The organism is Streptosporangium carneum, from assembly GCF_027922005.1.
GTDB classification, from domain to species: domain Bacteria; phylum Actinomycetota; class Actinomycetes; order Streptosporangiales; family Streptosporangiaceae; genus Streptosporangium; species Streptosporangium carneum.
On record NZ_BSEV01000015.1, the window covers coordinates 35,425 to 48,047 of the forward strand.

The 12,623-nt window shown below is 71.2% G+C and carries 10 protein-coding genes and 1 tRNA gene; 7 read left to right on the plus strand and 4 right to left on the minus strand.

Annotation, left to right across the window (positions count from 1 at the left end):
* Window positions 1-9: 9 nt before the first annotated feature.
* The 4 genes from PKF00_RS27455 to nrfD all read left to right on the plus strand — a co-directional run bounded on the left by PKF00_RS27455 (window position 10) and on the right by nrfD (window position 6,724).
* Entirely contained in the window at window positions 10-1,464 is a 1,455-nt protein-coding gene (locus PKF00_RS27455) for a hypothetical protein (protein WP_271220540.1), read from the plus strand.
* Between the two features lie 94 nt (window positions 1,465-1,558).
* Entirely contained in the window at window positions 1,559-4,819 is a 3,261-nt protein-coding gene (fdh, locus tag PKF00_RS27460) for a formate dehydrogenase (RefSeq protein ID WP_271220541.1), read from the plus strand.
* The gene (locus PKF00_RS27465) at window positions 4,812-5,735 is read left to right on the plus strand and encodes a 4Fe-4S dicluster domain-containing protein (protein ID WP_271220542.1); all 924 of its coding nucleotides are present in this window, start codon (window positions 4,812-4,814) and stop codon (window positions 5,733-5,735) included. The genes fdh and PKF00_RS27465 overlap by 8 nt, the downstream gene beginning before the upstream one ends.
* Complete coding sequence (gene nrfD / locus PKF00_RS27470) at window positions 5,732-6,724, plus strand: NrfD/PsrC family molybdoenzyme membrane anchor subunit (RefSeq protein WP_271220543.1); 993 nt, start codon at window positions 5,732-5,734, stop codon at window positions 6,722-6,724. Before PKF00_RS27465 ends, nrfD begins: the two co-directional genes overlap by 4 nt.
* Window positions 6,725-6,828: 104 nt before the next feature.
* Here the strand turns inward: nrfD and selD are convergent, their stop codons facing one another.
* The gene (gene selD, locus PKF00_RS27475; RefSeq protein ID WP_271220544.1) at window positions 6,829-7,893 is read right to left on the minus strand and encodes a selenide, water dikinase SelD; all 1,065 of its coding nucleotides are present in this window, start codon (window positions 7,891-7,893) and stop codon (window positions 6,829-6,831) included.
* A gap of 92 nt (window positions 7,894-7,985) precedes the next feature.
* Here selD and PKF00_RS27480 point away from each other — a divergent pair.
* Window positions 7,986-8,079 (plus strand) — tRNA-Sec (locus PKF00_RS27480).
* Between the two features lie 100 nt (window positions 8,080-8,179).
* Here the strand turns inward: PKF00_RS27480 and PKF00_RS27485 are convergent.
* Window positions 8,180-8,740: a site-specific integrase gene (locus PKF00_RS27485; RefSeq protein WP_271220545.1), complete on the minus strand. Its 561-nt coding sequence runs from the start codon at window positions 8,738-8,740 to the stop codon at window positions 8,180-8,182.
* A 433-nt stretch (window positions 8,741-9,173) separates the two neighbouring features.
* Here PKF00_RS27485 and PKF00_RS27490 point away from each other — a divergent pair, with 433 nt between their 5' ends.
* Window positions 9,174-9,326: a hypothetical protein gene (locus PKF00_RS27490; RefSeq protein WP_271220546.1), complete on the plus strand. Its 153-nt coding sequence runs from the start codon at window positions 9,174-9,176 to the stop codon at window positions 9,324-9,326.
* Between the two features lie 397 nt (window positions 9,327-9,723).
* On the opposite strand, the gene PKF00_RS27495 is transcribed toward PKF00_RS27490, so the two are convergent.
* Both PKF00_RS27495 and PKF00_RS27500 read right to left on the minus strand, forming a co-directional pair.
* On the minus strand, window positions 9,724-10,593 hold the full coding sequence (locus PKF00_RS27495) for a phosphotransferase family protein (RefSeq protein ID WP_271220547.1): 870 nt from the start codon (window positions 10,591-10,593) through the stop codon (window positions 9,724-9,726).
* Window positions 10,565-11,050: a glycine-rich domain-containing protein gene (locus PKF00_RS27500; protein WP_271220548.1), complete on the minus strand. Its 486-nt coding sequence runs from the start codon at window positions 11,048-11,050 to the stop codon at window positions 10,565-10,567. Before PKF00_RS27500 ends, PKF00_RS27495 begins: the two co-directional genes overlap by 29 nt.
* 214 nt (window positions 11,051-11,264) lie before the next feature.
* On the opposite strand from PKF00_RS27500, the gene PKF00_RS27505 reads away from it, so the two are divergent.
* Entirely contained in the window at window positions 11,265-12,581 is a 1,317-nt protein-coding gene (locus tag PKF00_RS27505) for a helix-turn-helix domain-containing protein (protein ID WP_271220549.1), read from the plus strand.
* Window positions 12,582-12,623: the final 42 nt, after the last annotated feature.

The following is a 12,623-nucleotide window of genomic DNA, read 5'->3' on the forward strand; positions in this document are numbered from 1 at the left end:
GACGACGCCATGCGAACGCTCGACGATCTGCTCGAACCCCTGCTCGGCCTGGACGGGCGGCCCGCGCCGCTCGCCGGACCGCTGCGCGGCCTGCTGAGCGCCGTCTTCACCCGGCTGCGCGAACAGTTGGAGCAGCGGGCCGCGCAGACACCGAGGGAGCTGTACCTGCGCGGCCGGGACCTGGCCGGCATGTTCGACGCCGTCCGCTGGGTGCCGGACATGGGGCTGCACCGGGCGGTCGTGGCCGAGCTCGCCGACCCGGCTAGTCCGCTGCGCGTCCCGTTGTGGATCGCGCTGGGTGATCTGGCGGGGCAGCTGCTCTCCCTGCTCCACCGCGACGGCCCCCGGGAACGGGGAGAGGAGGAGAGTCGTCTCGTGCTCGGTCTTGTCGCCCTGCTGGTCGGCCTCACCCATCCGGAGACCCGTGCCGGAGCCGAGGCCTCCGCCGGTCAGGGAGGTCAGGACGCGCGTGCCCGCCGTTCGGGGGAGGAGACGCCGGGGCAGGCTCCCGGCGCGGCGCGGCGGCAGCCTTCGGAGGAGGCGGGGGAGAAGGCCCCGGAGGCGTTCGGCAGGCCTCGGCGGGAGGCGGCCGACCGCTTCGGAGACGAGGCGTCCGGCGGGGAGGGCGGCGAGCGGGACGAGCCCGTGGACCTCGTCGTGCGGCTGCGGGACGAGTACGACCGCCTCTACCAGGACAGCCACCTCTACCTTGGCGAGCCGATGGAGGCTCCCGCGACCGCCAAGGGGCTGTGGATCGGGCTGCACGTGGCCTGCCTGCGGCTGCCGGACGAGATCGCCAGAGCCCAGCGCGAGCACTTCGCGAGGGTGTTCGCGGGCGCGCCGGGGGAGGGGATCGTCCCGCCGCTGCCCGCCATCGGCTTCGCCGGGTTCGGCGACGTCGACAGGCCGGAGGACGGCCGATGGCGGTCCCCGACGGCGACGCGGATGTACGACATCCTCATCACGATGTTCGCCGTCGCCGAGCTCGACCCGAGGATCTACCACGGCCTCGACGAGATGGCGCGGGACGCGGGGACCCCGATCCGGCTGGACGTCGGGACCCGCCGCCAGTACCAGGAACGGGCGTGGACCAGGCTGCGGGAGCTCGACGACCTCCCCCAGGGCAGCGACCTGGAGATCAGGTATCTGGCCTGGGTCGACGAGGCCGTCTCCTCGTTCTTCCCGCTGCCGCTGCCCGTTCCCGGCAGCTGGTGGGCCGAGCGTTACCGGCGTTCCCGTGCCCTGGTGCTGGAGGCGGTCAAGGCGGCGGGAGGCAAGGTCGACATCCTGGACGGCAAGGTCTACGACAGGGCGCTGCGCAGGAAGCTCAGCGGCACCCCCATGATCCTGCCCGTCGTCGACGAGGCCGACGCCGACCGGGTGATGTGGACTCTGCGGCTGCCGTGGGAGTTCAACGGCAGCGGTGAGCCGGGGCGGGTCATATACAGCGTCAAGCGTCGTTGAGGCGTCGTCGAGCGGAGACTGCCGAACATCCCTTTCTCTTCATATCCCTGTTTTCGTGATGATTAGGACATATATCGCCGGGTAGGACCGCACCATGGCACAGGGGGGATGGATCTCCCGCTGGCCGGTCCTCCGGCAGCTCAGGGGAGAGAACGCCAGGGGCTCGGCCGCCCGTTCGGCGCGCACCGACGCGCTGAGGCCCAGGACCGAGGACGCCGACAGCGTCGCCCGGTCGGTCTGCCCCTACTGCGCGGTCGGATGCGGCCAGCTCGTCTACGTCAAGGACGGCCGCGTCACCCAGATCGAGGGCGACCCCGACTCGCCCATCTCGCGCGGCAGGCTGTGCCCGAAGGGATCGGCGAGCAAACAGCTCGTCACCCACCCCGGCAGGCAGACCCAGGTGCTCTACCGGCGTCCGCACGGCACGGAGTGGGAGAGCCTCGACCTCGAGACCGCGATGGACATGATCGCCGACCGGGTGGTCCGCACCCGGCGGGAGACCTGGCAGCAGGAGGAGGGGGGCAAGGTCGTCCGGCGCACCATGGGCATCGCGAGCCTGGGCGGGGCGACGCTGGACAACGAAGAGAACTACCTGATGAAGAAGCTCTACACCGCCCTCGGCGCGATCCAGGTGGAGAACCAGGCGCGTATTTGACACTCCTCCACCGTCCCCGGTCTGGGGACCAGCTTCGGGCGCGGCGGCGCGACGGACTTCCAGCAGGATCTCGCGAACGCGGACTGCATCGTCATCCAGGGCTCCAACATGGCCGAATGCCACCCGGTCGGCTTCCAGTGGGTGGTCGAGGCCAAGGCCAGGGGGGCGAAGGTGTTCCACGTCGACCCGCGCTTCACCCGGACCAGCGCGATCGCCGACCGGCACCTGCCGATCCGCGCGGGCAGCGACATCGTCCTGCTCGGCGCGCTGATCAACCACGTCCTGGCCAACGAGCTGGACTTCCGCGAGTACGTGACGGCCTACACCAACGCCTCGTCGATCGTCTCCGACGACTTCAGGGACACCGAGGACCTGGACGGGCTGTTCTCGGGCTTCGACCCGGACACGCGTAAGTACGACCCGTCGAGCTGGGCCTACGCCGGAGGCAGGCAGGAGGCCGCCGCGGGGCAGCGCAGCGAGCAGTTCGAGGGCGGCGGGCGACGGGAGGACGGCGCCGGGCGGGGACAGGGCGAACCCGAGGCAGGCGAGCAGATGGAGGGCGGCGCGCGCCACGCCGAGGCGGCGGGCGCCGACCAGTACGGCTCGGGCGGAGCCGAGACGGAGGCCAGGCCCCTGACCGACCCGACGCTGCGTCACCCGCGCTGCGTCTACCAGATCCTCAAACGGCACTTCGCGCGTTACACCCCCGAGATGGTCGAGGAGGTGTGCGGCATCCCCCGAGAGGGCTTCACGGAGCTCGCCGAGGCGATCACGGCCAACTCGGGGCGCGAGCGCACCACCGCGTGGGCCTACGCGGTCGGCTGGACCCAGCACACCGTCGGCGCGCAGTACATCCGTACGGCCTCGATCCTGCAGCTGCTGCTGGGCAACATGGGCCGCCCCGGCGGCGGCATCCTGGCGCTGCGCGGCCACGCCAGCATCCAGGGCTCGACCGACATCCCGACGCTGTTCAACATCCTGCCGGGCTACCTTCCGATGCCGCACGCCCACCGGCACGAGAACCTGGACGACTACCTGGCCCACGCGGGCGCGGACACGGGTTTCTGGGGCAGGAAGCGCTCCTACATGGTCAGCCTGCTCAAGGCGTGGTGGGGGGAGGCGGCCACCGAGGACAACGACTTCTGCTTCGGCCACCTGCCCCGCCTCACCGGAGACCACGGCCACTACACGACCGTGATGGCGCAGATCGACGGCACGGTGAAGGGCTACTTCGTGGTGGGGGAGAACCCCGCCGTCGGCTCCTCGGGGGGCAGGACACAACGGCTCGGGCTGGCCAACCTCGACTGGCTCGTGGTGCGCGACCTCACCCTGGTCGAGACGGCCACGTTCTGGAAGGACGGCCCCGAGCTGAGGACCGGGGAGACGCGCACCGAGGACGTCGCCACCGAGGTGTTCTTCATGCCCGCCGCCAGCCACGTGGAGAAGGAGGGCACCTTCACCAACACCCAGCGGCTGCTGCAGTGGCGGCACAAGGCGCTCGACCCGCCCGGCGACTGCCGCAGCGAACTGTCGTTCTACTACCACCTCGGCAAACGAATCAGGGCTCGTCTGTCCGACGACGAGATCGACCGCCCGCTGCGCGAGCTGACCTGGGACTACCCGGAGGAGGGCGAGCGCGCGGAGCCCTCGGCCGAGGCCGTGCTGCGCGAGATCAACGGCACCGGCCCCGACGGGCGGGCGCTGTCGGCCTACACCGAGCTCGAACCCGACGGCTCGACCCGGTGCGGCTGCTGGATCTACTGCGGGGTCTACGCCGACGAGGTCAACCAGGCGGCCAGGCGCAAGCCGGGACGTGAGCAGAGCTGGGTCGCGCCCGAATGGGGCTGGGCGTGGCCCGCCAACCGGCGCACCCTCTACAACCGGGCCTCCGCCGACCCGCAGGGCCGCCCGTGGAGCGAACGCAAGGCCTACGTCTGGTGGGACGCGGACAGGGGCGAGTGGACCGGGCACGACGTGCCCGACTTCGAGAAGGACAAGCCGCCGGACTACCTGCCGCCGGAGGGGGCGCTGGCCGAGGCGGCGCTGGCCGGGACCGACCCGTTCATCATGCAGGCCGACGGCAAGGGCTGGCTGTTCGCCCCCGCGGGGCTGGCGGACGGGCCGCTGCCGACCCACTACGAGCCGCACGAGTCGCCGCTGCGCAACCCCCTGTACGGCCAGCAGGCCAACCCCGCGCGCCGGATCTACCACCGCGAGGAGGCCCCGTACAACCCGCCGCAGTCGCCGCGCTTCCCGTACGTGCTCACGACCTACCGGCTCACCGAGCACCACACGGCGGGGGCCATGAGCAGGCCGCTGGCCTACCTGGCCGAGCTGCAGCCCGAGCTGTTCTGCGAGGTCTCGCCGCTGCTCGCCGAGCGGCTCGGGCTGGTCAACGGCGGCTGGGCGACCATCGTGACGAGCCGTACTGCGATCGAGGCCCGTGTCCTGGTCACCGATCGCGTCCGGCCGCTGCGGCTGGCGGGCAGGACGGTCCACCAGATCGGCCTGCCGTACCACTGGGGCTGGGGCGGCGGCGGACTCGTGACCGGCGACGTCGCCAACGACCTGCTGCCCCTCGTGCTCGACCCGAACGTCTACATCCAGGAGGGCAAGGCCGTCACCTGCGACCTGCGCCCCGGCAGGCGTCCCACGGGCAGGGCACTGCTCGAACTGATCCAGGAGTACCGCGATGGCTGAGCGGATGGGCTTCTTCACCGACACGAGCGTCTGCATCGGGTGCAAGGCCTGCGAGGTGGCCTGCAAGGAATGGAACGACGTGCCCGACGACGGGTTCGTCTTCAGGGCGACCTCCTATGACAACACGGGAGCCCTGGGGGCCGACAGCTGGCGTCACGTGGCCTTCATCGAGCAGTCGCGGCCGATACGGCGAGAACGCGAACAGGCGGGCCCCGAAGGCGGCCTGGACGGCCTGGACGTCCTGGGCGAACTGGGCGGTCCGGGCGCTCCGGGCGGCTCTGACGGGCCGGGCGGACCAGGCGGACCAGGCGGGCCTGACGGGCAGGAGGGCGTCGAGGGCTGGCTGATGTCGTCCGACGTCTGCAAGCACTGCACGCACGCCGCCTGCCTGGACGTCTGCCCGACCGGCGCGCTGTTCCGCACCGAGTTCGGCACGGTCGTGGTGCAGGCGGACGTCTGCAACGGCTGCGGGTACTGCGTGCCCGCCTGCCCCTACGGCGTGATCGACCGGCGGGAACGCGACGGCAGGGCGTTCAAGTGCACGATGTGCTACGACCGCCAGCTCGGCGGCCTCGAACCCGCCTGTGCCAAGGCCTGTCCGACCGACTCCATCCAGTTCGGGCCGCTGGACGAGCTGCGGGCCAGGGCCGAGGAGCGGGTGGAGCGGCTGCGCGGCGAGGGCAGGGCGCGGGCCCGCCTCTACGGGGCGGATCCCGACGACGGCGTGGGCGGGGACGGGGCGTTCTTCCTGCTGCTCGACGATCCGGAGGTGTACGGCCTCCCTCCCGACCCGGTGGTCACGACCCGGGACCTGCCCGCGATGTGGCGGTGGGCGGCGGGCGCCGCGCTGTCCCTGGCCGGAGCCGTCGCGGTGTCCTTCGCGACCGCGGGGAGGGGCCGGGGGTGGCGGCGGTGAGGCGCGGGGAGGAGGCGATGGTCCCCGAGGCCGAGTTCCGGTCCTACTACGGGCAGCCGATCATCAAATCCCCCGTCTGGCACGAGCCGCACATGCCGGTCTACCTCTACCTCGGAGGTCTGTCCGGGACCGCGTCCACGATGGCCGCCGCCGCCCGGATCGCGGGGAACGACCGCCTCGCCCTGACCGCCAGGGTCACCGCGGCGCTCGGGGCCGCCGCGGGCGCGGGATTCCTGGTGGCCGAGCTCGGCCGTCCCGAGCGGTTCCTCAACATGCTGCGCGTGTTCAAGCCGACCTCCCCGATGAGCATGGGCTCCTGGCTCCTGGCCGTCCACAGCGGGCTGACCGCGCTCGCCGCGGCCTCCGCGCTCGGTCCCGTCCTGCCGCCCTCCCCGGTCACCGCCGTCCTGCGCGCCCCCGCCGTCGCCTCGGTCCTGCCCGCCGCGGGCGACGCCGCCGTCATGGCCACCGTGCTCACGGGGCCGCTCATGTCCACCTACACCGCCGTCCTCCTGGCGGACACCGCCGTGCCAGCCTGGCACGAGGCGCACAGGGAGCTGCCGTTCCTGTTCGCGGGGAGCGCGCTGGCCAGCGCCGGCGCCGCGGGCATGCTGGCGACCCCTCACGCCCAGGCGGCCCCCGCCCGTGCCGCCGCCGTGCTGGGGGCGGTCGTGGAGACGGTCGCGGGCGCGGTGATGGAACGGCGACTGGGCCTGGTCGGCGAGCCGTACCGGCAGGGGAAGGCGGGCCGCAGAATGCGCCTCGCCCGCGCCCTGACGGTCGGAGGAGGGCTGCTCGCCGTCGTCGCCGGACGGAGCCGCGTCCTGACCGGCCTGTCCGGCGCCGCCCTCACCGCGGGCGCGCTGTGCACCCGCTTCGGGCTCCTGGAGGCGGGCAGGGCGTCGGCCGCGGACCCGAAGTACACCGTGGTCCCCCAGCGCCGCCGCCTCGACGCGGGCAGGCCCGCGTCGGTCCCCGCCGGACCGTAGGCGTCGCCCGCGGAGCCCGGACCGCGGACGCGGAGGGAGGCTCCGTACGGGCCCGAACCGGTCGGGGCGAGCGCCCGCGACGGTCATGGAGCCGGAACGGCCGCTCAGCGCAGCCTCAGGGGCGTGCCGTCGGAGGGGACGAGCTCGCCGACGACCGGAGCGCCGGGGACCTCGCCCGCCACGAGCAGGCCGCCCGAGGTCTGGGCGTCGGCGAGCAGCAGCAGGTCCTCCTCGGCGAACGGGCCGCGGTCCAGGTGCGGCTCGACCCAGGCCAGGTTGCGGCGGGTGCCGCCGCTGACGTGGCCGTCCCGCACCGCCTCGCGCGCCCCCTCCAGGTACGGCACGGCCGCCACGTCGACCACGGCCGTGACCGCGCTCGCCCTGGCCAGCTTGTACAGATGGCCCAGCAGGCCGAACCCGGTCACGTCCGTCGCGCACTCCGCGCCCGCGGCGAGCGCGGCCCTCGAGGCGTCGCGGTTCAGCGCGGTCATCGCCGCGACCGCCTGCGGGAAGACCTCGCCGGTCGCCTTGTGCCGGGTGTTGAGCACCCCGACGCCGAGTGGTTTGGTCAGCGAGATCGGCAGCCCCGGCCGCCCGCCGTCGATGCGCAGCAGCCGTTCCGGGTCGGCCAGGCCTGTGACGGCCATGCCGTACTTCGGCTCGGGGTCGTCGACGCTGTGGCCGCCCGCGACGTGACAGCCCGCGGCCCGCGCCACGTCGAGGCCCCCGCGCAGCACCTCCTTCGCCAGCTCCATCGGCAGCCGCTCCCTGGGCCAGCACAGCAGGTTGACGGCCACCAGCGGCTCGCCGCCGACCGCGTACACGTCGGACAGGGCGTTGGCCGCGGCGATCCGCCCCCAGTCGTAGGGGTCGTCGACCACGGGGGTGAAGAAGTCGGCGGTCGCCACGAGCGCGCGGCCGCCCTCGATCCGGACCACGGCGGCGTCGTCGCCGTCGTCCAGCCCGATGACCAGCTCGCCCGCGGGGGAGAAGAGACGGGAGGCGTCCTCGGGACCGGTGAGGAGACCGGCGACGACGGCCTCCAGCTCGCCTGGCGGGATCTTGCAGGCGCAGCCGCCCCCGTGGGCGTAACCCGTCAGCCTGATCGCGCCCCGCCCGGATCCGGGCGGCCGCGCGGAGACGCCCCGCCCCGTCGTCGTTCCCGTCATGCCGCCTCCCCTGGTGGGCCCTTCCGAGGCTGCCCGGCGCGCCGCCGCCCCGCGTCCCGCAGTCCTACCCGCCCGCGAGTATGTTCTCCCCTGGAGGCGTCTGGGCGCCTGGTGGCCCCCGCGGTCTTCAAAACCGACGAGGCCGAGGTCCTCGGCCTGGCGGGTTCGATTCCCGTCCGCCTCCGCTGCCTGGGCGAATGCGCGAAACCCGGGAAAGACGAGCCGGACGAGGCGGCGTCAATGACCTTGTTTGACGCCTCGATGGGAACAAGATGGGAACACCGCGTCACGATGTTGCTTCTTCCGGCGTCTTTCGCTCCGGGATGAGCGCCACAACTTTCTCCGCGGCGTCATCCAGCACAGCCTGCCGAACGTGCTGGTAGAGGTCCCGGGTGATGGTCGTCGTGGAGTGGCCGAGTTGCACGGAGACGACCTTCACATCCAGGCCGGCTTCCAGGCCCAGTGTGGCTGCCGTGTGCCGAGCCTCATGCAGCCTGATCGCCGGCAGTCCTGCGGCCTTCCTGATCACCCGGAACTGCTCTGACACCCAATCAGGGGAGGGCACTTGGCCGTTTCTGCGCGGAAAGACCAGGTCGTTGTCCTCGTAGCCGTCGCCGGCCGCGAGCCGCGCCCGCAGCTGGGCCTTCTTGTGAGCCTTCAGCAGGCGTACGGTTTCCGCATCGAGTGAGACGACTCGCTTACCTGCCCTGGACTTCGGGGTGTCGATGACGATGCGCCCCCCGTACTGCAGGACGGTCTGGAAAATCGTGGCATGCCCGGTGGTCAAAGCGATGTCGCTCCACCGAAGTCCACACGCTTCGCCGCGGCGAAGCCCGCGGAGCAGCATGAGTATCTGCCCTCACCGGTGCTCTGTCGACGATTCTGGCGGGTCTCGCCTCGTTCGGGCTGCCACTCACTGAGCAGCAGTCCGCGACCTTCGTAATCCTGGTGTCTGCGGTGCTTGGCTTGGTGCTGCGAGCCAACGTGGCGCCCAAGGACGGCCCAGTCACGCCCACCATCGTGGTGGAGAACTACCACGAGTCCGTGCGGCCTCAGCGGTAACATCGATTCGCGGGCCGCTGGGCCCTTTTCCGTGCGGTTCTCGAAGACGATGAAGGCCCCTCGCAATGCCGCCATGCTGGCGTTGTGAGGGGGCCTTCTGCTCCCGTTCCCCGGCACGTTCACGGGCACAGATCCGGTCTACCTCCGAGTTCCTCGGATGCCCAGATTGTTTCGCAAAAACAGATGCTTTTGTTATGGCCGTAAATCGAGGAGTCCGCATGCCCGTTGAGGAGACCGCCATCCGCGACCTGCGGAACGTTCCGCTCGCTCTGGTAGGGGAGGGCGAGGTGGATGCCGTCCTGCGGCGGATCCTGCTGGACAGCGTAGGCGTAGACAGGGTGCCGGTGGCGGCGTTCAACTCCTCGATCTGATGCGCAGAGGAGTTGAGCATGAGTGGTCCTGGTCCTGGTCCTCGCATCTCGCGGCATGTCGCATGCCTGCTCGGGACACCCCTCGACGACCCGGATGTAATGGGCGACGAGCTGGCCGTGCCCACTGACGACCTGAGTGACTGTCGTCACGGCTGCAACGGCGACTGCCTGACCGCTGGCGGCCCGCACGAGTGCGGGTACGCCTGCCATCCGGCAGTTTGAGCGGCCTCCTCACCCCTCAATTGAACTAATCAACTGAGCACGCCAGCCAGCCGGTAGCCTCGCTGGGGTGGGGTCTTGGGAGTGCGGCCAAACCACGACTGAGACCTCACCCAAACACTGCGGCGCCCCGTCGTCCTCTCCGGAGGGCGGCGGGGCGTTTTCGCCGTGTCTGGGGTCAGCTGGTGCGGTACTCCACCCATGTCCGGCACGCGGCGGCGGTCCGTAGCCGCTTCGCCCGCAACGGCATGGGTCCGATCTCAGCCATGCGTGCCGAGAACAAGCCTCGGACGGCGGCCAGCGCGGTCACTGCATCCGGCGGCGCCGTGCTCCAGGCGGGCACCCAGGCAGCGGTCTGCTCAGCCTGAGCAGGGGTGTGGCCGACGTCGACCAGGCGGGGGATCAGCAGGGCGATGTCGACCCAGGCGGCGCCTTGGCAGGCCATGGACCAGTCGACGATCTGCGCCTGGCCGTTCTCGACCAGGAGGTTGTCGGCGTGCAGGTCGGCGTGCAGCAGCGTGGTGCCGGCGAAAGCGGTGAGGTCGAGTGCTTTGACGATTGGCTCATAGTCAGCGTCCGCAGGAGAGGCGGTGAGCTGCTCCTCGGCCGTGCGCAGGAGACCGAGAAGCTTGCCGGTGACAGGTGGGGCCGGCCAGGGGCACGGCGCGCCGATGGCGGCGACGGCGTCCAGTACGGCGGGCAGGTCCGGCGAGCCTGGGGAGAGGTCGGCGGGGCGGCCGGGGGCGTGCTCGAAGAGCAGCAGATGCCAGCCTGCGACGTCATCCGTCCACAGCAGGCGCGGTGCCGGGATGCTCGCAGGCAGGGCTTGGTTGGCGGTGCGCTCGCTCAAAAGGTGGTGGGCGATCGGAGCGGCGGCGGGGGCCGCCTTCACGAAGAAGGCGGCCCCCTCGGTGGTGATGGTGGCGGCGAGGCCAGAGGTCAGGCCGATCGGCGCCGACCGGACGCCGACGACGGTGCCGTTCTGCTCCTGGATCGCCTCACGGGCTTGCTCAGGCAGGTCATCCCACTGCCTTCTCTGGTGATGCATAACACCCCGAGTAGCACTGGTGGCATTTGCTGGTGCAGTCGGCGGCGGAGTCCGGCCACACGACCGGGTCGACGCGGTAGCCGGCCGCCCTCATTGCCTCGATCGTAGCCGCCAGGCCGGGGCCCGTCTTGGACTCGCCGAGACCGCCGCTGGGAACGTCGTCAGGGGTGTGGTGGATGAATCGGCCCGCGGTGCGCTGGCAGAAGGCCGCGTAGTCCCGGGTGTAGAGGATGAAGGTGTGCCAGCCGACGTCGACCTGCTCCGACGGGCCGAGGTCGGCGCCGGGGTTGGCTGCGCAGGTGGCGAGGAACGCCAGCGCCTGCTCCATGATGGGCTCGGCGACCTCGCCGAGCTCGGGGTGGTCGACGCGGATCCGGGAGACGAGCCGGTCGAACAGGCCGGGCTCGACGAGGGTGCACGGGTCGGTGACGGTGGGGCGGTCGACGATGATGGTCATCGGTCCTCCGTGATGTCGGTCCTGCGGCTCCCTGCTGGGGGCGTGCCTTTACGGTGAGCGCCGCGAGGTGATGACAGAAGGCGCTGCCCGAGACGTGCACACGGTTTGCGGAAAACGCAAATCCCGATAGACATCCGCAACCACCTGCTTACGCTGAGTGCGACAGGGCAGGTGGGGCATGGACGACTGTGATCCTGTATGGAGCTCTCGTGCGATGGCAGCGGCACGAGCCGCAGGAGACCTCGGCGCCGTCGTCCGCCTGGTCCGCCGCGCCCGCAGCCTGACCCAGGCCCAACTTGGGAGCCTGCTGTGCTGCTCAGCCTCGACGGTCTCCCGGCTGGAAACCGGCGAACAGCCCCTTACGAACGTCGCCATCCTGCAGCTCTTGGCCCAGCATTTGAGTATCCCGCCTGCCGTTCTCGGCTTGTCCCTGGACATCAACGGGCGACATGCCGCATTCGCCGTAGCCTCCCCGTGGGCTGTGCCGCCGACTACCGTAGGCCGGGACGATCACGACGAGGACGGTGGCGATCCGATGCGGCGACGCGCACTCCTGACCAACCTCGCGGTGGCCGGCGCGGCAGCCGCCGTTCCCGACCTGCTGTCCAGAGTCGACGACGCCTTGGCCGTCTTGCCTACCCCCTCCGCTCCTGCGCTTCCGGAACAGATCGCCTCTCGACTGGCGCAGGCACGTGCCAGCTTCGACGCTGGTGATCTCGGTCGGCTGGTCGCCGGCCTTCCCGACCTGCTTGCCCTGGCCCACGAGGCGGCCGAGACGCACGCGACAGCGACCGCCTATGCGCAGGCTGCCGCGTGCTACGACCTGGCGACCGACGCCCTGCTCAAGGTCGGCCGCCACGAGGCAAGCAGGATCACCGCAGACCGCGCCGTCATGCTCGCGGGCCTGTCCGGGGCCCCGATCAGCATGGCCGCCTCGGCACGCTCTTTGAGTATGGTGCTGCGTCACGAAGGCCGACGTGAGATCGCCGACCGGCTCATATTGCAGGCTGTGAACCGTGTGGAGGCCGCGGGCCTCGATGTCCCCGCTCACGCCGCCGCCTACGCCCAGATGTTGTGCACCTGTGCATACACCGCTGCTCAGGTAGGAGATCGGGACCGCGCCCTGGAAATGATCAGGCAAGCCGCGTACGTCGCCGCCCGGCTTCCCTCGCAGGCGGTGTCTGGCCGGCCCTTCGCCGTCAGTCCCGCGCATGTCAGCCTGTATGAGGTCGGCGTGCGCTGGTCTCTGGGCGACGCCGGGGCAGCTGTGCACGCGGGACGCAGCGTTCATCCCAGCCAGCTGCTCACTCCCGAACGGCGCGGGCGGCTCCACACCGACCTGGCGCGGGCGTGGTGGCAGTGGGGCAAACCCGAACAGACCGCGTCGGCCCTGCTGAACGCATGCCAGGAGTCGGTGGGTGAGGTCCGCACCCGGCCGGCGATTCGTGCGATGGCAGTGGCCCTGATCAACCAGTATCCGCGGGTGTCCGGTGTACAGACCCTGGCCACCACCATCGGCTACCGGCACTGACCCTGCGCCAGGACGGCGGGGCGTTTTCGGCTGTCCTGGGTT